17 protein-coding genes are annotated in these 20,868 nt (G+C 50.6%); 8 read left to right on the top strand and 9 right to left on the bottom strand.

Translation table 11 applies throughout. The features are described from left to right. Positions 1-60: 60 nt before the first annotated feature. The gene (locus tag CRP01_RS20345) at positions 61-1,974 is read left to right on the top strand and encodes a carboxypeptidase-like regulatory domain-containing protein (protein ID WP_099151926.1); all 1,914 of its coding nucleotides are present in this window, start codon (positions 61-63) and stop codon (positions 1,972-1,974) included. Positions 1,975-2,166: 192 nt separating this feature from the next. Here the strand turns inward: CRP01_RS20345 and CRP01_RS20340 are convergent, their stop codons facing one another. Then, entirely contained in the window at positions 2,167-2,757 is a 591-nt protein-coding gene (locus CRP01_RS20340; protein ID WP_099151925.1) for a hypothetical protein, read from the bottom strand. A 143-nt stretch (positions 2,758-2,900) separates the two neighbouring features. Continuing rightward, entirely contained in the window at positions 2,901-3,581 is a 681-nt protein-coding gene (locus CRP01_RS20335) for a thiol-disulfide oxidoreductase DCC family protein (protein WP_099151924.1), read from the bottom strand. Between the two features lie 327 nt (positions 3,582-3,908). Here CRP01_RS20335 and CRP01_RS20330 point away from each other — a divergent pair, with 327 nt between their 5' ends. Continuing rightward, entirely contained in the window at positions 3,909-4,658 is a 750-nt protein-coding gene (locus tag CRP01_RS20330) for a geranylgeranylglyceryl/heptaprenylglyceryl phosphate synthase (protein ID WP_099151966.1), read from the top strand. Positions 4,659-4,728: 70 nt separating this feature from the next. Further along, on the top strand, positions 4,729-5,679 hold the full coding sequence (gene rsgA / locus CRP01_RS20325) for a ribosome small subunit-dependent GTPase A (RefSeq protein WP_099151923.1): 951 nt from the start codon (positions 4,729-4,731) through the stop codon (positions 5,677-5,679). Positions 5,680-5,730: 51 nt separating this feature from the next. Here rsgA and pyk read toward each other — a convergent pair whose 3' ends face one another. Beyond that, positions 5,731-7,164: a pyruvate kinase gene (pyk, locus tag CRP01_RS20320; protein ID WP_099151922.1), complete on the bottom strand. Its 1,434-nt coding sequence runs from the start codon at positions 7,162-7,164 to the stop codon at positions 5,731-5,733. Between the two features lie 718 nt (positions 7,165-7,882). On the opposite strand from pyk, the gene CRP01_RS20315 reads away from it, so the two are divergent. The 4 genes from CRP01_RS20315 (at position 7,883) to CRP01_RS20290 (ending at position 12,660) form a co-directional block, all read left to right on the top strand. Continuing rightward, the gene (locus tag CRP01_RS20315; RefSeq protein ID WP_099151921.1) at positions 7,883-8,119 is read left to right on the top strand and encodes an acyl carrier protein; all 237 of its coding nucleotides are present in this window, start codon (positions 7,883-7,885) and stop codon (positions 8,117-8,119) included. A 216-nt stretch (positions 8,120-8,335) separates the two neighbouring features. Continuing rightward, the gene (gene fabF, locus CRP01_RS20305; protein WP_099151919.1) at positions 8,336-9,583 is read left to right on the top strand and encodes a beta-ketoacyl-ACP synthase II; all 1,248 of its coding nucleotides are present in this window, start codon (positions 8,336-8,338) and stop codon (positions 9,581-9,583) included. A 749-nt stretch (positions 9,584-10,332) separates the two neighbouring features. After that, positions 10,333-11,070, top strand: coding sequence for a ribonuclease III (rnc, locus tag CRP01_RS20300; protein WP_233752722.1), 738 nt, complete (start codon positions 10,333-10,335; stop codon positions 11,068-11,070). 306 nt (positions 11,071-11,376) lie between these two features. Further along, positions 11,377-12,660 carry an SWIM zinc finger family protein gene (locus tag CRP01_RS20290; protein WP_099151917.1) on the top strand — a complete coding sequence of 428 codons (1,284 nt, stop codon included), beginning with the start codon at positions 11,377-11,379 and terminating at the stop codon, positions 12,658-12,660. A gap of 8 nt (positions 12,661-12,668) precedes the next feature. Here the strand turns inward: CRP01_RS20290 and CRP01_RS20285 are convergent, their stop codons facing one another. Beyond that, complete coding sequence (locus CRP01_RS20285) at positions 12,669-13,727, bottom strand: dioxygenase family protein (protein ID WP_099151916.1); 1,059 nt, start codon at positions 13,725-13,727, stop codon at positions 12,669-12,671. 287 nt (positions 13,728-14,014) lie between these two features. Between CRP01_RS20285 and CRP01_RS20280 the strand changes: the two genes are divergently transcribed. Next, positions 14,015-14,431, top strand: a complete 417-nt coding sequence (locus tag CRP01_RS20280; protein WP_099151915.1) for a 6-phosphogluconate dehydrogenase — start codon at positions 14,015-14,017, stop codon at positions 14,429-14,431. Between the two features lie 12 nt (positions 14,432-14,443). On the opposite strand, the gene CRP01_RS20275 is transcribed toward CRP01_RS20280, so the two are convergent. From CRP01_RS20275 to CRP01_RS20255, 5 genes are all read right to left on the bottom strand, one after another. Then, complete coding sequence (locus tag CRP01_RS20275; protein ID WP_099151914.1) at positions 14,444-15,784, bottom strand: cytochrome P450; 1,341 nt, start codon at positions 15,782-15,784, stop codon at positions 14,444-14,446. A gap of 32 nt (positions 15,785-15,816) precedes the next feature. Next, positions 15,817-16,488, bottom strand: a complete 672-nt coding sequence (locus CRP01_RS20270; protein WP_099151913.1) for a T9SS type A sorting domain-containing protein — start codon at positions 16,486-16,488, stop codon at positions 15,817-15,819. A 90-nt stretch (positions 16,489-16,578) separates the two neighbouring features. Further along, entirely contained in the window at positions 16,579-17,946 is a 1,368-nt protein-coding gene (locus CRP01_RS20265; RefSeq protein ID WP_099151912.1) for a peptidylprolyl isomerase, read from the bottom strand. Positions 17,947-17,952: 6 nt separating this feature from the next. After that, positions 17,953-18,822: a hypothetical protein gene (locus tag CRP01_RS20260; protein ID WP_233752721.1), complete on the bottom strand. Its 870-nt coding sequence runs from the start codon at positions 18,820-18,822 to the stop codon at positions 17,953-17,955. Between the two features lie 7 nt (positions 18,823-18,829). Continuing rightward, complete coding sequence (locus CRP01_RS20255) at positions 18,830-20,800, bottom strand: peptidylprolyl isomerase (RefSeq protein ID WP_170110466.1); 1,971 nt, start codon at positions 20,798-20,800, stop codon at positions 18,830-18,832. Positions 20,801-20,868 lie beyond the last annotated feature (68 nt).

Here is a 20,868-nt window from a genome sequence, read left to right as displayed (position 1 = left end):
AAGTCAAAATTTTCGTATGTAATCCGATGCCCGACCGCATCTATACCTATAAAAACCAAAATGATGCTAAAAATACGCTTTACCCTAATCCTTATTTTCGGCCTTCATCTACTCGGTTTTAGCCAGCCATTTACTATTTCGGGGAAGGTCGTAGACGATTTTGACCAACCGATTATCGGTGCAGGGGTTTTTGAAAAAGGTACGACCATTGGAACGGTTACGGATCTGGACGGTCGCTTCGTGTTGCAGGTGAAAGATTCCCTAACGACCCTGGTGGTTACCTACATGGGCTACGAAAATGCCGAACACCGGGTAGACGCCAAGAAAAAAGACCAGGTAATTTCCGTCGGTAAATCCGAAGTGGTGCTGGACGAGGTCGTCGTAACCGGATACGGTAGAGAAAGAAGAAGCAGTATCAAAAGATCGAAGACCATATTGGCCACGCCGGGTTTTGCTCCCGCTTCGCCACCTCCGGCACCACCCCCACCTCCGGCCACGGCCTACATGACTGCCCCGAGACGCGATGCCGCTGTAATGCGGGCGGAAAGCGTCACCCTCCGGGGCGTGGCCAGTAGCGGCGGTTATGCGATGGCTGCCGACGTGAATGCCATAGCCGGTACCCTGACCGCCGGTGAGATCCACGATTTCAGCAAGTGGGACCTTTGGCAGGATGTCGCTGCGGAAGACCTGATGAACTGGCGCGAATACTGGCGCATCTATCCCTCCCAGCGCTATCCCCTCCAACTGACCAATCGCGAAGGCAGAGCAGTAGTCAATGCTACCGTTAAATTACTGGATCAGGATCGTAATGTCGTGTGGGAAACCCGGACGGACAACACGGGTAAAGCGGAGCTCTGGGATGATCTCTTTACTGCCCGCAAAGGACCGAACCGGCAATTGCGGATGCTGGTCGAATACGAAGGCCAGCAGTTTCCGCTGGAACAGATCTCCTCCTTTCAGCAAGGCTACAACTTTATGAGTATTCCGGTGGCCTGTGAGAATAAAAACGCGGTAGATATTGTATTTGTGGTGGATGCGACCGGTTCTATGCGGGATGAGATCGATTACCTGAAAGCGGAACTGGCGGATGTGATCCAGCGGGTAAAGGATACTCTGCCGGACGCTGACCTGAGCCTGGGCTCCGTTTTTTATCGCGATCAGGGAGAGGAATACATCACTCGTAAAACCCCACTGAGTTCTGCGATCAGCCGCACTACGGATTTTATCCAGAAGCAGGAAGCGCAGGGTGGGGGAGATCATCCCGAAGCCGTAGAGGCTGCCCTGAAAGTGGCCGTAGAGGAAATGGAGTGGCGTTCGAATGCGGGTACCCGACTGATGTTTGTCGTGCTGGATGCACCTCCCCACCAAAGTCCCGAAATACTCGCTACTCTGGAAAGTGTCACCCGACTGGCCGCGGCCAAAGGTATCCGTATTGTGCCGATTGCCTGTAGCGGTATCGATAAAAGTACGGAATACCTGATGCGCTCGCTGGCACTGGCCACCAATGGTACCTATACCTTTCTGACCGACGACAGTGGTGTGGGTTACAGTCACATCGAGCCGACAACCGATAGCTATGATGTGGAAAAACTGAACGGCCTGCTGGCGCGGGTGATCTATCAGTTTGCCTATACCCGCGATTGCAACGAAGCACCGGTCATCGCTCTGAACAATCCGGTAGATACCGGTATGGTGGTGGCCCAGGTAGAATTGCCAGAAGATAAGAAACCCGATCATCCGGAACTTAGCCTGCGGTTTTATCCTAACCCGAGCTCGGGCCCGGTTAACGTGGAAGCCAACGGTATCGGCGAACTGTTTCTGGCGGATTTTTCCGGTAAGATCCTGGAACGATTCACTATTGCGGATAGCCGGTCAACGATCGATATCGGCCGCTACCCGGCGGGCACTTATCACTTGCGTTTCCGGACGGAGGATGATCAGTGGCTGGGGGATGAACTGGTGCTGACCCGTTAATGTAAGCGGGAAAGGACCGAACACTGGCGAATGGCCAGTGTCTCAGGTAAGTTTACAAAATATTATGGATAGATTTTGGAGCAACGGTAGTTCACTTGCCGGTAAAAGGCACAACTGAACGGACTGCAGTTGCTCCGAATTTTTTTGCTAATGGCGGTGGCGTTATGAGGCGGTCTAAACAGGGGCCAAACGCTAAAAACATTTTCCTTTCTCCACGGTGAGCCCATTGCAGGTCCATTGTTCCCCGTATACGGATTCGTAACAAATGCTGTATTCCAGTTGATGCTGCTGCAGTGTAAAAAAGAAGTTGGAAGCCAGTATTGGATCACCGATCTCCAGCGGCCGGATCGTTTTCCCCGGAGGGATCACGCGGTTTTCCAGAGGATTAGAGAGGTGCGGAAAATTTTTCCCTCCCATCAGTCTGGTATAGGTAGAATCCAGATGATCCAAAGTCTCACCGTCTAACTTTATCGCTATAGACTTTATGAGTGCCGGACCGATACCGTTGTTGGTCACCTCCAGGGCAAATTCCTCATCCTGAATATAACCGATCTCCCATTCCAGTCTGGGCCAGGCCGAAGCCCGTTGCTGACTCCGCATAATACTGGTCTGCGAAATATAGATCGTCACGGTGATAATGTTGATCAGCAGCGCGATGATCCCTAGGAGCAGGCCGGTCTCAATTTTTCGCTTAGGGGGCTTGGTCTCCGGAGACGTTTCTTCCGGTTCGGGAGACTGTGGTGGAACGATCTCTTCTTCCGATGGCATATTGGGCTCTTCCATCCATTCTGATTTTAGCTGATTACCGGACTGGACTTGGAATAGCCAGCACCTTGGGACTAAGGTCTTAAAACCAACTCACCCAGCACCCAAAGTGCTTTAGCCGAACGTCCGGTCAATCGGGATTCAAACCCTAAAATATTGCATTAGAATCGTTTCCAAAGCATGAATTGCGAAAAAACAGTGATACCCACCAGACTAAACAGGCCCACCGGTAGCATATAGAGGCCCAAGGCAAAGATAAAGATCACCGTTATCCAGTTGCCCAGCCAGCTTAAACGGTCATTTTTTCGGATCAATCCCAGTAGGAGCGATAGGATCAGGGGGATCGACGCCGGTACAATTCCCGCCAGGGCCGGGCCACTGCCGGCCAAAGTAAGCCAGAGCAACCGGGAGGAAAGCGCTAACATCAGCAAAATGTACATCCAGCGATAGGTAAGGTTCCGGTCCGGGGCACAGTCCAGACCGGAGGCGTGAGCCCGGCTACCCGCGATGATGCGCCGGTTGTAAGTAATGATCCAGTAGATCTGCTTCCAGAAGAACCGAAAGGCCCGATTGCTCAACAGTGGTTTCAACCAGGGCAGATGTGTACCGATAATGAGGAACAAAGCATCCAGACCATAAACCGTCTGGCCACTAACGGGATCAAATAGGGGAATTTCGTGTCGGCCACGATCTACATCGATCTTCTGCAGGAGTTCCGGGCTAACCCGGCTGAAGGGGAGTCGCTTTTCCAGCCATCCCAGCCGGATAAAGGCGCCAGTGTAAGCCGTACACATCGGGCAGGCATCATCGTAAATGATCGTTTGGTTTTTTAGGGTATTCATGGTATTGACGTTTATCTATCCATAAAGATAAGTCGAAAATTCATTATTTTCAATAATAATTGAAAATAATGAATTTATTGCCACCGCTTCAATCGGATTAAGCTTTTTAGCCGGTTAAAACTTATCATTTAGAAACGTCAAAAGGCAAGTTACTGGCAAAGATGAGAGCAGAAAAGAGCTAGGTTGGTCATCGGTCCGGAAAGACCAGATCATTCGGAAACGTTTCGGGCTTACCAGCCACTGTTCGCTTTGCCGGGAAAGGAAAGTGGATCAGTCGCCCCTCCAATTACAAATTATCTATCTTTGCCCCGAGGCAAAAACTATCTGATGATTTATTCCTCTATTCTGGCAGCCAAGACGGCCGGTGAGAAGCAACTAGCAGTGTTGATAGATCCCGATAAAGCCAACGATCAGCAACTGGATCAACTGATCCGGACGGCAATCCTCGCAAAGGTGGATTATTTCCTGATCGGTGGAAGTTTATTGATGAGCGATCGTCTGGGTCTGTGCCTGGAACAGATCGGCCGTTCCTGCAACATCCCAAGAATTTTATTTCCCGGCAATGCGCTACAGGTGCATCCGGGAGCAGATGCTATATTACTGCTTTCCCTCATTTCCGGGCGCAATCCGGAATTTCTGATCGGGCAGCACGTTATTGCCGCGCCTTCCCTGAAGAAAAGCGGACTGGAGATCATGCCTACCTCTTATTTGCTGATTGACGGCGGAGCCCCCACTTCGGTCTCGTATATGAGTAACACGACGCCTATCCCCGCCGAAAAATCGGATATTGCCCAGTGTACGGCGATGGCCGGCGAGATGCTGGGGCACCGGCTGGTCTACATGGATGCGGGCAGTGGGGCCCGGCGACCGATCCCGACGGAAACGATCCGCGCGGTGAGCCAGAACGTCGATATCCCACTGATCGTGGGTGGAGGTATCCGGACTCCAGAGGCTGCCCTGAACGCCATTCGCGCCGGAGCGGATGTGATCGTAGTGGGTACGGCCAGCGAGCGGGACCCGCTGGTGCTGGTGGAAATGGCGGAAGCGGTAAGATCGGGTAAAACGCTGGTGCCGTAGAGCCGGAGCAGAAAAAGCATGGAACTTTAGCCCGGTCATCGGGGTTACACTGGAAAAACAAACAAACTGAATGGAAGAAGGCATTGTGATCAAGTCGACGGGGAGTTGGTATCAGGTGAAGCTTTCGGATGGGCGTACGGTACCCTGTAGGATACTGGGTAAATTTCGCCTGGAAGGTCTGAATCTTACCAATCCGGTGGCGGTAGGTGATCAGGTAGAGGTCATTATGGAAGATGGAGAGGAAGAGACCGGTTTGATCCGCAATATCAAACCGCGTACCAATTATGTGGTGCGACAGTCGCCACGACGGAAACGGGATATGCACCTGCTGGCCAGTAATATTGACCAGGCCATGGTGATCGTTACGATCAGAGAGCCCATGCTGAAACCGGGTTTCATCGATCGTTTTCTGCTCATGACCGAGCCTTATGAAATACCCACGCTGATCATCTTCAACAAAGCAGACCTTTACAGTGAGGACGACCTTGAACTGTACGAAGCTATCGAGTACATGTACGAGGATATCGGCTATCAGGTGTTTCTGGTATCGGCGGTAAGCGGACAGGGCATCGAAGAATTGAGAGGCGCGCTCAAAGATAAAATCACCCTGGTTGCCGGCCAGTCCGGAGTAGGTAAATCGACCCTGGTGACCGCCATCCAGCCCCAACTGGAACTACGCACCCAGGACCTTTCCGGGCATTCCGGAAAAGGGCAGCACACCACTACTTTTGCCGAAATGTTCGACCTGGATTTCGGAGGTGCCATCATCGATACGCCGGGTATTAAGACCCTGAGTTTTAATCACCTGGAACCGCAGGATGTGGCGCACAATTTCCGGGAATTCTTTGCACTGTCCGAAGACTGCCGCTTCGGGGGCAGTTGTCTGCATCGCGACGAGCCGGGCTGTGCGGTAAAGGAGGCGGTGGAAGAACAGCAGGTAAGCGAACTGCGATACATGAATTACCTCATGCTGCTGGAAGAGATCGAAGAACAGAACTATTGGGAAAGAAATAAAGGATAAGAAGTGGGCCGGTTACCGGTAGCACTGCTACCGGTAACCAACCTATTGGTATTATTCTACTACCGTAATTTTCATCATATTGGTCCGGTGCCGCCGGTGCAGCGGCATACTGCCCGTATTGACGATCACATCTCCCGGCTCCACCTTCTTGGCGCCTTTCAGGATCTCCGAAACATCACTGATCGTATCATCCGTAGTGGTAAAGCGATCGTAGTAGTAACAGCGAACGCCCCACACCAGATTCAGCGTAGCGAGCATGTGCATGCGGTCGGAGAAAATATAGATCTTACTGTTCGGCCGGAAGCTGGACAGTTTGAAGGCCGTATATCCGGAACTCGTCATACCCACCAGCGCTTTGGCTTTGATCTCTTCCGCCATCCGGGCGGCATTCAGACACAGGGCATCCGAGTAAAACGTTCTGGACTTAGGGGAAGTAATGGGGCGGCGTTTTTCCGTATTCGTGTAAGATTCCGCCTGATCAATGATCTTGTTCATTGATTCTACTACCTTGACGGGGTGTACTCCTACGGAAGTCTCTCCACTGAGCATTACTGCATCGGCACCATCGAATACCGCATTGGCTACGTCGGTGATCTCCGCCCTGGTCGGGCTCGGATTGGTGATCATACTGTCCATCATCTGGGTCGCTACGATCACCGGACGGGCGCGCTGGATGCATTTCTTGATGATCTCCTTCTGGATCACCGGCAGGCGTTCCATGGGCACCTCGATACCGAGGTCACCGCGGGCAACCATGATACCGTTGGAGTTCTTGATGATCTTGTCGATATTTTCTACGGCTTCCGGTTTCTCGATCTTGGCGATGATCTTGGCCGGGTGGTTGACCGCATCGATCCGTTTGCGCAGATCTTTGATGTCCTTACCCGAACGTACGAAAGACAGGGCAATCCAGTTGACGGGTTGCGTCAGCATGAATTCCAGGTCCTTCAGGTCCTTTTCCGTCAGAGAAGGCAATGAGATCTTGGTGTTGGGCAGGTTGACCCCCTTATTGGAAGAAAGGGTGCCGCCGAATAAAACCTTCAGCTTAACCTGATCCTTCTTATTGGTCTCTACTACTTCGAATACCAGTTTGCCGTCGTCAACCAGTACGCGCTCGCCCACTTTCACATCCGTCGGGAACTCCGGGTAGCTCATATAGATCTTCTCCATATTGCCGATGCAGGGTTCGTTGACGAAAGTCAGAATATCACCTTCCTTTATTTCCAGGCCGTTATTTTCCATCTTTCCTACGCGCAGTTTCGGTCCCTGCAGGTCGGCCAGAATACCAATGTGAAGGTTATACTTCTTATTGATGTAGAGGATGCGGTTGATTACCTCCAGATGGTCCTCGTGACTGCCGTGCGAAAAGTTGAGACGGAAAACGTCTACGCCGGCTTTTACCAGAGCCAGCAGGTTATCGTAAGCGCTGGAGGCCGGGCCTACCGTAGCCACGATTTTGGTATTTTGATGATCAGTAATATTCATATACGTCGTAATTATCTGGTTGATAAGTTTGGAAGGATTAGGTTTAAAACCTGAACTGGTTTAATCTTTTTGGCTGCCGATGAAGTCAAGCCCCGAATTTACTGGCGAAGCTCTTTTTGAGTTTCATTCCTGACCATACGGGCCCGTACTGGGGAAGGTCTGGGACGAAAAAAAGCTGATGTCCAGGAGATTTGGGAGCTTAGACAGCAGTCCGGCATTAAAAGTTTAAATCAATTCCCTGGTAACCGGGCGTACCCGGCTGGTACAGTAGATTAATTTGGTATGAGGGTATCGGCCGTTTCCGATGCGGCAAAAATAAGCTTAGCAGGTCAAAGTTTTATGCTTAATCGGGAATAAGTGTAAAAATTACAATAATTAGGTGCGTAAAAGTACGGTTATCTGAAAAAATAACAAATGGGAATCAACTAAATCCTGAAAAATCCTCCCTCCGGCCGGAGAAACTGGCCCAAAAAGGGACCCGAAAAAGGAGAAAATGGCCCGGAAATAAGATTTGGTTGAGGGTGGTATTTACTTTCCTTTCATTTGGCCAAAGATACTTAATCCTTTCAATCGTACGCACTTATAAGGGCTTGTGTCCTAACATCCAAAAATCCGCAGTGCTGCCTTCGACGACAAAAATTGATAAAAAACTTTGGTTATCAAGGTACTTCTCATTTACTTTGCAGCAATATTCGTATAACTAAAAAGCGAATTGACTATGTCAAGCATTGCAGAAAGAGTAAGTAAAATCATCGTTGATAAGTTGGGTGTCGACGAATCAGAAGTTACCCCAGAGGCTAGCTTCACCAACGATCTTGGCGCCGATTCCTTGGATACGGTTGAGCTGATCATGGAATTTGAGAAAGAATTCGATATTTCCATCCCCGACGAGCAAGCTGAAAATATTCAGACTGTTGGTCATGCCGTAGAATATCTCGAGGCACAGGTAAAGTAATAAGGGTTCTAAACTACCCTTAATGGATATCCACAGGCCGGAAACTAACTGGTTTGTGGATATTTCCATAATTAGGAGGCTGGTTATTCTTTTACTCCGGGTTTCAGCCTTCCAGCTCCCCAAATCCATTACAGGCGCACCGCTTCACGTGCAGCGTATTGTTCAGGAACCCGATTTTCCTGATCCAAGAAAAATCTTCTCTAGAAATAACGGCTTATGAAAAGGGTTGTAATTACAGGCTTAGGTGCATTGACTCCCATTGGCAACGATCTGCAGGCGTATCTCGAAGGCCTGAAGGCAGGAACCAGTGGCGCTAATCTGATCACCCATTTTGACGCAGAAAAATTTAAAACCCAGTTCGCCTGCGAATTAAAAGATTTTGACGCTTCGGCTTTTCTGGACCGTCGGGAAGTTCGTCGATTTGACGATTTCTCCATTTATGCGATGGTCACGGCCATGGAAGCTATGGAAGATTCCGGTCTGGATCTCGAAAAGATCGACCTGGACCGGGCCGGAGTGATCTACGCTTCCGGTATCGGCGGACTCAGCACGCTGGAAAAAGAGATTGAAGATTTTGAAGCCGGGGACGGCACTCCGCGTTACAATCCGTTCATGATCCCCAAGATGATCGCCAACCTGTCTGCGGGACATATCTCCATGAAGTACGGTTTTCGGGGACCGAGTTTTGTTACCGTTTCGGCTTGCGCTTCGGCCGGCCACGCTATGAATATAGCCTTTGATTACATTCGTCTGGGACGCTCCGATCTCATTATTACGGGCGGTTCCGAGGCCAGTGTAACCAAAGCGGGTATCGGCGGCTTTAACGCAATGAAAGCGCTATCTACCCGGAACGATGATTACAAGACTGCTTCTCGACCCTACGATGCCGAACGCGATGGCTTTGTACTGGGCGAGGGAGGCGGTACCCTGATCCTGGAAGAACTGGAGCATGCAAAGAAAAGAGGGGCCAAGATCTACGCCGAGCTGGTCGGTTGCGGCGCTACTTCCGATGCCTACCACATGACGGCTCCCCACCCGGAAGGGATCGGTGCGATGAACGTGATGCGTTTGGCGCTGAAAGACGCCGGCCTGGAGGTGAAGGATATCGATTACGTGAATACACACGGGACCTCCACTCCGCTGGGAGACATTGCCGAACTCAAGGCCGTGCAACAGCTGATGGGAGATCACGTATACAATATCAACGTCAGTTCCACCAAATCCATGACCGGGCATTTGCTGGGCGCTGCGGGTGCAATTGAGGCAATTGCCTGTATATTGGCAATAAATCATAACTTTGTACCACCGACGATCAATCACTTTAATGATGATCCGGAAATTGATCCTAAAATTAACCTGACCTTCAATAAAGCCCAGGAGCGCGATGTCAAGGTAGCACTGAGTAATACCTTCGGCTTCGGCGGACACAACTCCGCTACGATCTTTAAGGCCTACGAAGAATAAGATAATTCAGGTTGCGTAAAATGCAGAAGCCTGCGCAGAGCCAGCACGGAGGGACAAGTGACCATTCGGGAGCGCTGCCGGAACTGCTGCAACAGGTACGACAACTTAGACAAATAGATAATTCCTAAGCATCCAAATATGGATCGTTCCAATTGCTGCTTTCTGAGTAGCAATTCGTTGAACATTCATCTGGATAACTGGTGATCACCGGGTTGCGGGATCCGGAGTGTTGGGATGGCAAATCCGCTGCCCCGCATCCCGCAGCAACCGATAATTTCACGGGTGATCTTCAGTTGCTGATCTTACGTCAGCGAAATTTTGGACGACCTTCGTATTTGTGTGCTAATAACTATAGTTCTTTCTTTGATTTGTCGATCGTGGAGTACACCGGAAAAGTGGCCGGATACGGTACTGGTCTGATCTGGGCAATTGAATATTGATTTTTTGGGATTTTGCTGTGAAATTAGAAATGCCAAAAAATCGCTATGATCAATTCCTCCTATGCCATTTCGGACTGCTGATCCGTTAGCATTTACCGATCCATCCGATTTCTGGAATACTCCTGCCTTATCGCGAGTTTTCGATTTTTCAAAGATTGATTTATGACCCGGCCGACGGTCGGTGGAATTTTGAATGACTCCGGTCATTCAGTGCTTATGCCTTTAAGTAGGTACAGTGGGTACACCAGCGTTGACGGGAGTGCCGCGTATCTACTTATAGGTGATCTATTCATCTACAAATCGTTGATTTTGCGATTCATTAAAAGGATTTACAACTATTATTTCTCCCCGGACAAGCAATTAGCCAGAAGACTTCGATCCCTGATCGGTTTTACGCCGGCCAACCTGGCTATTTTCAAGCTTGCCTTTTCCCACAAGTCCAATAATTCCGAGCGGGCTTACGCCATTCAGAATAACGAACGGCTGGAATATCTCGGGGATGCGGTACTGGGTACCATCGTGGCCGAATACCTTTTCAAAAAGTATCCCAACAGCAATGAGGGCTTTCTGACCAAAATGCGCTCCAAGATCGTTAAGCGTAAATCGCTCAACAAGATCGGAGACAAAATGGAACTGGACGTTCTGCTTTCGGAATACACCAACACCCGCCTGAGCCGCTCTATGCTGGGCAATGCGGTGGAAGCACTCGTCGGGGCCCTGTACCTGGAATCGGGCTATAGCGGCACAAAGCGCTTTGTGATCCGAAAGGTACTGCGCAACTACGTGGATGTGCACGAACTGGAAAGTTACGATGACAACTACAAAAGTCAGTTGCTCGAATGGTGCCAGAAGAACGGTCAGACGGTCAGCTACAAACTGTTGGCCCGCTACAAGTTCGAAAAGCGCGATCGCTTTAAGGTAGCGGTCATGGTGAACGGTAAAAAACTGGCCACGGCCGATGACTTTAACAAAAAAAGCGCCGAGCAGACCGCTTCCGAAAAAGCCATGTCCGTTTTGGGTATTATCAGTGAAGAGGATGACGATTAAATAATGATGCGATTATTTGATCTAGTGCTGAACATTGAAAATTTATAAAGCTTGGATTCACCGCAAAGACGCCAAGCCGCTAAGTTTTTGTGATCTTAACCGTGAAGACCGCTCCGGGCAGGGCCCGACTGGGAAGGACTTTGAAAAATTTGCCAATGCAAATTTTTCAAAGAAAACAGCCCTAAATCTTTGCGACTTAGCGCCTTTGCGGTGAAAATCCAGTCCCTTCTGGTTATCGATTATTAACAATTAATGTTCTTCCCTACATTAGATAATCGCATCACCAAGTCATCAGATCAGCAAAAAATGGACCTCTGGAACTATTCCGATCTAGCCCGTCTCGCTCCCGATCCGGAAACCTTAAAACGTGCCCGGGGGATATCCTTTGCCCTGAAGAACTGGCTCACCCTGGCCGGCAATGAAAAACTGGTGTGGGGGGAATACGAAGGTGGCGGTCACCAGCGGTACCAGGTCGCTGTCGATCTGGAGCAGGCCCGTTTTCATTGTACCTGTCGCAGCCCGCGGCATCCCTGCAAGCACGCTTTGGCGATGCCGCTGTTGCTGATCCGCAGTAACGAACATTTCCGGGTCGCTTACGACCTGCCCGACTGGGTTAAAAAAGCCTGGTCGAACGCTTCCAAAACGAGAAAAAAGCCAAAAGTATCTACCGGACCCAGTGACGATCGTCTGCTACGCATGCAGGGCGGACTCCTGGAACTGGAGAACTGGCTTACACAGATCATCGAGAATGGTCTGGCTACCATCGATCCGGAAGATCAGCAATTCTGGGAAGACCTGGCCGTGCGCATGACGGATAGCCAACTGAGCGGACCGGCCGCCCGGCTGCGTTCTATTTCGCAATTGCCGCGCGACGACGACTGGTACGAAGCCGTACTGGCCACCCTGGCCGAACTCTATCTACTTATCCGGGCTTTCAAACGCTACGAACAATTGCCGGAGAACCTGCAACAGGAACTACTGAATGTTGCCGGAGTTTCCGTCCGGCGGGATCGGGTACTGACCGAGCCGGCCGTGGCCGATCGTTGGCTGGTTACGGGGATCAGGGAAGAGGAGGAGAGTGAAAACCTGGCCTATCGGCGCACCTGGTTGCTGGGAGAAGAGACCGGACAACAGGCCCTGTTGCTCGATTTCAACTGGAACCAGCAGGGCTATCGGGAAAACTGGCCATTGGGTATGGTCTTTGACGGGAAGCTGCACTTTTATCCCGGCAGCTACCCTCTGCGGGCCCTGGTCGGCGATTTCCGGAAAGTAGAAGAACCCTTTGTCGGACTGAGCGGTATTTTCAACTTCAGCGAATGGCCGGAATATTTAAGCCGCGCGCTGGCCGGGAATCCCTGGCTACAGACCTTACCCTGCCTGCTGGCCGCCGTTCGCCCGGTCTGGCGGGAAGAACGCCAGTGGCTCTTGGACACCGAAGAGCAGGCCCTTTCCATCGCTATAGACGATCAGGCCTTCTGGAAGATCATGGCAGTCAGCGGCGGCCATCCAGTCAGTGTGTTTGCCGAATGGGAAAACGGCCGCTTCCGGCCTCTGGCGGTAGTGATGCCCGATCGGGTGATCGAGCTGTAAAGAGCTCTTTAGACGATAATCAGTTTCCGGGATTGTCGGAACCTTCCTTCCGGATTATCCACCATCATATCAAATAAATAGGTGCCGGAGGGCAGAAAGAAATCCGGTGCGGCCCGGTTGAACTCCACCGTATAGTCTCCGGTAGGTAGCTGACGGCGCATGAGCTGAGCCGCAAGTTCCCCGGACATGTTGAAGACCGAAAGGGTAACGGTACCCGCCGAAAGCATCGCAAAACTGATGCTGGTTGTTTCCGAAAATGGATTGGGGAGGTTTTGATTGAGCCGGAAATGATTCCGGCCTTCGAGGTTTTTCGTTTTGGTTGGTGTACCGGCCATGTCCAGACCGATGGTGAATTCGGCGCTGAGCGACTCCGGATATTCCGTCTCATCGAAGGTGAGCATCAGCGCTTCGGGCGCACCGGCATTCTGAAACAGGGAATCATTATTCGTTCCCGTCGGATTGTCTCCCTTATCGGCGTAAGCATCGTGATCTGCGTAAACTTTGGTCTTGATACTGTTGGGAAGATACATCTGGGAATAAAAAGTGGAACTTGCATCGTGGGTACCGTCCACTTCTCCTCCGGCTTCAAAACCGAGATGAACGTCAAAATGGATATGGGTGGCCCGGCCGGGATACCAGCCGGGGAAAATGGTTTCAAATTCGCAGATGCCGTTGACATCCGTAGTCTGATACCCACGCAGCCAGGAAGCATCGGATGCATCATCCGGATTGCCGGCAACCCGGCCGAATTCCGAATAAACACCACGGGCGTCACAGTGCCAGATATTGACCAGCGCATTGGGTACCGGTTCGCAGTTGGAGACGCCCAATACCTTCACTTTCAGCTTCAGGGGCAGGCCCGGCTGTTCTTCCGTAATATTTTTTCTATCGTATTGTGGGTCCAGATAAAAGGGACCACCGGTCTGAGTGGGCGCCAGAACGCAGTTAAAGGGTGGGGGAGTGGCTTTCAGTAGCGAGCGGGTCTGAAAATAGCTGCCGCCTTTGAGGGCAAACGGTCCGGAGATCAGGCCCAGGCCCGCTTTTTTTATGAAATCTTTTCTGGTCATAAGGTCAGGGATGATAGTTGCGTGTAATATTAGAACGCAACTTAATTTGATTTGGTGTTATTAATTAGAGGTTTAGGGACAGTTCGTTTGTTAAAGTTAAAGATTTTAGTCCGAATCATCAATGGGGCTTCTCAAGAAACTAAAATTTATTTTTGATTTTCTACTATAAATTGAAATTTAATTGGGATTGAGTGTGCTTTGCAAGGTGCAGATGGAGATAAATTCTGCATCGATGCAGGAATGTAAAGGAAATTGTAAATTTACCACTCAAACAAACCTCGACACTTATGAGTGAATTCCAACAAGTGGTTAAAAGCGGCGGGAGCAAGGTATGGGCCTGGATCAAAAAATTTTTCCTGGTACTCTTGCTGGTGATCGTTGCCGGTTTCGGCATTTTCGTTTGGGTAAGCGGCTGGACCTACAGCGACGGCACCCGGGCCGGTGATCTGATCAAGATCTCCCGCAAAGGCGTAGTATTCAAAACCTACGAAGGGCAACTGAATCTGGGTGGTTTCCAATCGGATACCAATGACGGGCTCAGCGGCAACATCTGGGCTTTTTCCGTTACCAGGAATGAGGTTTACGAAAAGCTGCAACAGTACGAAGGCAAGCGGGTAAAACTGCACTACAAACAACGATATCGTTCTTTCCCCTGGCAGGGTAAGACGGAATATTTTGTCGATGATGTGATACCGGTGGAGTGATCGCCGGCGCGGCTACGGACGTCGGGAAAATTTCATACGCACGCCCGGATAGGGCCGGAGCGTGACCAGCGCCTTCATCTGGATCTCCTGACCGGGCACCAGCTCAAAATTATAACGTCGGATCATTTCCACCAGGATCAACTGCATTTCCATGATGGCGAAATTATTTCCGATGCATAGTCTGGGGCCGCCGCCAAAAGGCAGATAGGCATAGGCGGGTATTTTCTTGCGGTTTTCCGGACTGAAACGATCCGGATCAAAAGTCTCCGGATCCGACCAGGTGGCCGGATTGTGGTGGGCGCCGTAGATATAGGGCACCGCTATCGTACCGGCCGGGATCTTCACGCCTTTTATTTCATCGGTTTCCAGTGCGAGCCGGTCCGTGATCCAGGCCGGTGGGTACAGGCGCATACTTTCTTCGATCACCTGGCTGGTATAGGCCAGTTTGGGCAGGTCAGAAAAAGTCGGTCGCCGATCTTCCAATACCGCCCGGATCTCATCCCGGATCTTTTGGGTCACTTCCGGATGCAGGGCCAACAGGTACCAGGTCCAGGATAATGCATTAGCTGAAGTCTCATGGCCCGCCACAAAAATGATCTTGCTTTCATCCAGCAGTTGTCTTTCGCCCATCGGCTCGCCGGTATCCTCGTAGCGGGCATCCATCAGCATCTGTAACAGGTCGTCGCCTTTCTCCTGATTGGCCTGTCGCTTCCTGATCGTATTTTTGATCACGCTATCGGCCTGGCCGGTTAGGCGTTCGTGCTTTCGGACCTGGCCGCTGATCCTGAACCACGGATTGAGGTATGGTTGCCGGATCTGCCGTACGATGAATTCCTGCAGTGTGGTGATCGCATAGCTCAGTTTTTGCAATTCCTCCTCCGTGAGAGCGGTACTGAACAGGGAAGCGGCAACTACCCGAAAAGCCATTTCCATCATTTCGGTATAGGCATCGACCTCTCCGTCGATCCGTTGTTCAAAACGGTCGAGTTGCTGCTCAATGGTATCCTGCATGATATCGGTAAGCGCAGCGAGTTTCTGGCGGTGGAAGCCGGGCTGGATCAATCTCCGTTGCCGCAGCCAGTAATCTCCGGTGCTGGTGAGCAGGCCATTCCCGAGGAAATAGGCCAGTTTCTCAAAGTGCATCGGTGACTTGGGATAGTTGCGGTGGTTCTTTTGCAGGATCTGCTGGATTATCTCCGGTTCGATCGACAGGATGCCGGCCTTGAGGCCGCCCAAATACATACCGTAGGTCGGTCCCAACTGTTGGAGGTTACCGTTGATCGCACTGATGGGATCTTTTACGAATCGGAAGGAGTTGGCAAAAGATCGTAAACGGGAAATTTGCGGAATCATACCTGAATTGTAAAAAGGATTTTGGTTCCAATTTACAATTTATTCAGTACCCGGGTAACTAATATGCGTCCGTCCCGGTCCTGGAACTGTACGAGATAAGTGCCTTTCGGCAGATTGTCCATTCGGTACAGGTCGCCGGGGATGTAGGAAAATGATTTGAGCTCGCGTCCCAGAAGATTGAACAGTACGACCTTACCAACGGCTTCACTATTCGTTACCTGGAAAATATTTCGGGTAGGATTGGGGTACACCTGGAGGTTCTTATGGCGTTCTCTTTTTCGCGTACTGCTCGGCGAAGCGTTGAAATAATAGACGGCGCTGGCCGAAACCTCGGGATTGGCTACATCCACGACTTTCACTTCCACGACGGCGCTACCTTCCAGTTCGTTGGGATAGACGTAGACATTCATATTGGCCTCCAACTGGGCGGAAAGCTCAAATTCCATGCTGTCGACATAAGGAAGATAACAGAGATTGGTATCGCATACTGCCGTTTCCCAACCCTCGGAAATGGAACGGATCGTTCTTACCCAACGGTAAGTGCGGGTTTCGTCGGCATTATTTTTGACCCGACCGTAGCCGATAGCCTGGGTACTATCCGGGCTGACTTCCGTAACGACGATCTGTTGTGGTTCGAGGGTCACCTGGGCGGATAACTGCCCGGCCGAAAGGAAAAGGATCAGGAGGAGTAAATAATGCTGCATGTTCTGAGATTGGGATTATAGATAAAATTGAGGGGCGAAAATAATTCACCGCAGCAGTCGGAAATTTAACCACTGCGGTGAATTATTGTGCTAAGGTCGTATCGTAACACTCCGATCCTGTTTCCATTTCTGGATGATCGGACAACTGTCGTACATCGGGTCCAGGTCGATATAAGTTGCTTCGGCTTTTTCCAAAACCCATTCGTTGACGTAGTCGTTCTTCTTAGCCTGGATGGCCGCCTGCTGGATCTTGGAATAATCCTGCTGCAGGTTGGCCAGGTGGGGTTTGGTACGCGATTGCAGCTTGATGATGCGGTAGAAAGTCTCTCCCGTAGGACCGGTAAACTCAAAAGGTGCTGAGATCTGGTCAACTTCCATGGTATCGATCGTGAAATAGATATCGGCATCCAGATCGCCCACCTCAAAGAAGGTGTTACCCGTAGCCGGGTTCACCATCCGGCCGTCGTTGTTATAGCTCTGCACATCCTTATTGGAGTGGCGTTTTACGGCAACGGAAAAACTCAGCGAATCACTGATGACGAGGGTACGGATGGAATCCAGATGATTGCGGGCCAGGGTAAGGTCATTCTCGGTGATCTCCGGCTTGACCAGGATGTGGCGCACGTGCACAGAGTTACCCCGGCGCTCCAGCATCTGAATGATGTGGAAACCAAACTCGGTTTCAACTACCGGCGAGATCTCATCTTTTTCCAGTTTGTACGCGGCTGCTTCGAAGGCCGGTACGAAGTTACCGCGTTTACTCCAGCCGAGGTCTCCGCCAACCCGGGCGCTGCCATCGTCCCCGAAACGGGCGGCCATTTCTTCGAAGGTAGCTTCTCCACTAACGATCTGTTCGCGAATATTTTTCAGTTTGTCGATCGACTTCTGGCGCTCTTCTGCGTTTACTTTCGGTTTGTAAACGATCTCACCCACCTCAACTTCCGAACTGAAATACGGTAAACTGTCTTTAGGGATCTGATTGAAGAAATTTCGCACTTCCGAAGGCGTTACCGTCACATTATTGATGATCTCCGACCGCATTCTTTCGGTGAGGATCTGATTTTTCAGGTCTTCCCGGAATTGTTCCTTGACCTCGCCGATCGTCTGCCCGTAGTATTCCTCGAACTGCTGAATGTCGTTATTCATGTAGGTCAGAATACGGTCGATCCGGGCGTTGAGTTGCTCTTCAACTTCGCCGTCCGCCACGATGATACTGTCCAACTTGGCCTGATTGAGCAGGAGTTTAGTCAGAATGGCCTGATCGAGAATATTGCAGCGGGCATCCTCGGGAAGTACACCCTGCTGGGCTTCCATCAGGGAAAATTGTTCCTCCACTTCGGAAAGCAGAACAAATTCACCGCCAATAGTAGCTATTATCTTATCGATGATCTGTCTCTGGCCGTTAGCCTGAGTGATCAGTAAGCCCAGAAAACAAACACTTAACCAAAATGATTTCATATATCTCTAGTAATTGTATATTTCCACATTATTGCGGCGCATCTCCCGTTCCAGCATCGTTTCCCGGGTATCCTCCAGCAATTCTAGTTTTCTTTTGTGCAGAATGACTTTGCGTGCCTGATCTTCAATATACGATAAAGGAGCGATGTCCTTCCGGTTCTTGAGTTCAAACAGCCGGAAAAAATACTGGAATTTATCATCCTGCTGGGTAAACTCCCGCTTAGAGTCAATATTGTTGGCCGTTAAGGTTCCCGGAGGAAGCTCGGCGGCAATATCCTCTACATCGTACCAGGTACTGTCTTCCAACAAATGCGCAACGGCAAATTGAGAACAATAAGCCACCAGATCTTTCAACTGATCTGGGTCCTTGGAGTTCCACATCCGGCGAAGCTCGTTCTGTCGCGGTACCGGAAGCGGTACTTTGAGGAAGTAGCAGCGCACAATGGGCGTTTCCAACTGGTACTGTTCTTTATTCTTTTCGTAGAACTCCTGCAGTTCCGTTTCCGCAATGGTGGAATCCAGCAATTCTTCTACGAGGATCTTTTCGTAATTGTGCTTGATCAGCGAAGCCCGGTAATCCCGTACCAGTTTGTCAATATTCAGATCACTGGGAATATTCCTTTCGGCTTCGTCCAGCAGGACCGCTTCCCGGATCCACCGCTGGGTGAAGGCATCAATGATCAGGGCACTGTCTTCAGGAACGGTTCCCGGAGGGAACATTCCGTCCATATCTGCCAGGTAAAGCGTCTTGTTGTTGACGCGGGCCAGCAAACGGTTTTCTGATTCTTCGTTATCCGAAGAACAGCCGGTTGCGAGCAGCAGCACCATCACCCCACAAAACAGGGTAAACAAGACACCGGATTGCTTAGTTGGCATGCAACTTCTATTCTTTAATTAAGCTATCAAAAACTTTGCGATTGACCTTTACGCGGTACTCATTCTTCAACTCCTCCACCCATTGCTTTTCCAGGTAATCCTGGTAGTCGGCCACTACGTATCCGCGGGCTTCCTGCAGGGTTTTGGTGGTCGGGGGCATCACCTCTTCAAATTTGTAAAATTTAAGGGTGTTCAATCGCGTCGGTTCGTTCGCACTCAGGGTGCCGGCTTCCCACTTGGCCGAAGCCATTGGGGGCGGCACATTGCGATTCTTTTCGTACGTAAATTCTTCGTACTTCAGGATCTTGTTCTCAGGTGTATTGTATTTCGCCAAAACTTCTTCCGGCGTATTTTCAGCGGCAAAATTGCGAATATCCGTCAACATATCCTTATGCTTGCTGTGGACTTCGTATACGCTGGTGCGGACGCGATCCCCCCAGCGGTATTTTCCGCGGATCGTATCGTAGAACTTCCGCAATCCAAGAGTATCCTGACCGGCTTTATCCCACACCAACATTTTGGTTGCTTCGAAAAGCAGAATGCCTTCCCGGTATTCGCGCATCAGCGCTTTGAATTCCGGATAACGCTCTTCCAGCTGCGTTTCTTCAAACTCCATCAGCTTTTCGTTCACAAAGTCTGCGTAAAGACTCTGAACGGCGGCCTGTACATCGCTGCTTCCTCCTCCCATACGCAGGCGTTTGCGGGAAGCGCGTGTGAGCCAGTCGGTAAAGTCACCCAGGGTAACCTTGTAGTCGTCCAGAGAAAACAAAGTCTCCTTAGACGGTTTAGCGGGTGCCTTCCAGCGGAAAGTGAGGAAGGTATCCGTCTGCATCTGGGCAAAAGTATTCAATACCTTAGCGCTCTCCTTGAAGTCGTTTTCCATTTTGATCCGGTTCAACATAGCCGTTTTGGCGATCTCAAACCGGGGATCCTGACTGATCCGTGCCTCTAAACGACCTTTTTCTACCTCAAAAGGTTGTATGGTCTTCCGGGAAATTCTTTTGATCAGGTGGTATCCGATGTTGGATTTTACAACCGGAGAGATATCTCCATCGTTCTCGATCGCAAAAGCAGCGTCTTCAAATACCGGCTCGTAGCGATTGATGCCGAAGAAACCGATGTATCCGCCTTCGTTGGCAGTAGCCCGGTCTTCAGAGTGTTCGCGGGCAAGTTGCTCGAAGTCCGCACCATCTTCCAGGGTGCGGCGCATGCTGTCCATTTGTTTTTTAACGGCGGCATCATTCCCGTCTTTTACCCGCAACAGGATATGTGCGGCTTCCATTTCACCGCGGGCGGGTCTGCGGCTGTGGATCTTCAGTAAGTGATAACCGGCATCCGAACGGATGGGACCGAGCAGTTGATTTAACGGACCCGTATAGGCGACCGTCTCCAACTGGTACAGCCCTTTGGGAAATAAGGCCGTAACGAAGCCGATATGCCCACCGTTTCGCTGAGCTGACTTGTCATCGGAAACGGACTTGGCGATCGTTTCGAACGACCCTCCGGTGGAGAGTTGTTGTTTGGCCGTCATGATCTTCTGGTAAGCGGCCATGGTGTCGGCCGGGCTGGCATCGGGAGCCACACTGACCAGGATGTGGCTGATGTCCACGTCCTGCTGAATGCGTTCGTAGGCCTCCTGAACCAGTTTGTCCGTAACGGTCCGGTCAATGAGGTAGGCGTCGGCCAGCTGGCGGCGGTATCCGGCCAGTTCTTCCTTCAGCGCCGGGATGGTATCCAGTTTCAGATCGTGGGCCTTCTGTACTTTCAGCTTGAATTTTATATAAAGATCGAGGTACTCTTCCAAGGATTTTCTGGAGTAGTCCGCGTTATTACCGTTCGTTTTGCTGTAGATATAATCGAATTCATCTACGGTAACCGGCGTACCCGCAACGGAAAAAAGTACGTCGTCTCCATTTTGGGCAATTACCAGGCCGGAAAGGCCGAATGTCAGTAACAGAATTGCAAAAAGTTGTTTCACTGGTTTATCCTTTTTTATCAAAGTAAACTCACAAAATACGCAGGGGTTAAAAAACCCTGCAAAGGTAA

It is taken from the genome of Flavilitoribacter nigricans DSM 23189 = NBRC 102662 (assembly GCF_002646595.1).
Taxonomy (GTDB): domain Bacteria; phylum Bacteroidota; class Bacteroidia; order Chitinophagales; family Saprospiraceae; genus Flavilitoribacter; species Flavilitoribacter nigricans.
This window is presented reverse-complemented; position numbering and strand designations above follow the sequence as displayed.

Excerpts from the sequence above, each read along its gene's own strand:
- CRP01_RS20340 (WP_099151925.1), bottom strand. The coding sequence starts at position 2,757 with ATGGAAGAGCCCAATATGCCATCGGAAGAAGAGATCGTTCCACCACAG.
- CRP01_RS20285 (WP_099151916.1), bottom strand. The coding sequence starts at position 13,727 with ATGACCAGAAAAGATTTCATAAAAAAAGCGGGCCTGGGCCTGATCTCC.
- CRP01_RS20270 (WP_099151913.1), bottom strand. The coding sequence starts at position 16,488 with ATGCAGCATTATTTACTCCTCCTGATCCTTTTCCTTTCGGCCGGGCAG.
- CRP01_RS20345 (WP_099151926.1), top strand. The coding sequence starts at position 61 with ATGATGCTAAAAATACGCTTTACCCTAATCCTTATTTTCGGCCTTCAT.
- fabF (WP_099151919.1), top strand. The coding sequence starts at position 8,336 with ATGAAAAGGGTTGTAATTACAGGCTTAGGTGCATTGACTCCCATTGGC.
- CRP01_RS20260 (WP_233752721.1), bottom strand. The coding sequence starts at position 18,822 with ATGCCAACTAAGCAATCCGGTGTCTTGTTTACCCTGTTTTGTGGGGTG.
- CRP01_RS20315 (WP_099151921.1), top strand. The coding sequence starts at position 7,883 with ATGTCAAGCATTGCAGAAAGAGTAAGTAAAATCATCGTTGATAAGTTG.
- CRP01_RS20335 (WP_099151924.1), bottom strand. The coding sequence starts at position 3,581 with ATGAATACCCTAAAAAACCAAACGATCATTTACGATGATGCCTGCCCG.
- CRP01_RS20275 (WP_099151914.1), bottom strand. The coding sequence starts at position 15,784 with ATGATTCCGCAAATTTCCCGTTTACGATCTTTTGCCAACTCCTTCCGA.
- CRP01_RS20280 (WP_099151915.1), top strand. The coding sequence starts at position 14,015 with ATGAGTGAATTCCAACAAGTGGTTAAAAGCGGCGGGAGCAAGGTATGG.
- CRP01_RS20265 (WP_099151912.1), bottom strand. The coding sequence starts at position 17,946 with ATGAAATCATTTTGGTTAAGTGTTTGTTTTCTGGGCTTACTGATCACT.
- rsgA (WP_099151923.1), top strand. The coding sequence starts at position 4,729 with ATGGAAGAAGGCATTGTGATCAAGTCGACGGGGAGTTGGTATCAGGTG.
- CRP01_RS20290 (WP_099151917.1), top strand. The coding sequence starts at position 11,377 with ATGGACCTCTGGAACTATTCCGATCTAGCCCGTCTCGCTCCCGATCCG.
- CRP01_RS20330 (WP_099151966.1), top strand. The coding sequence starts at position 3,909 with ATGATTTATTCCTCTATTCTGGCAGCCAAGACGGCCGGTGAGAAGCAA.
- pyk (WP_099151922.1), bottom strand. The coding sequence starts at position 7,164 with ATGAATATTACTGATCATCAAAATACCAAAATCGTGGCTACGGTAGGC.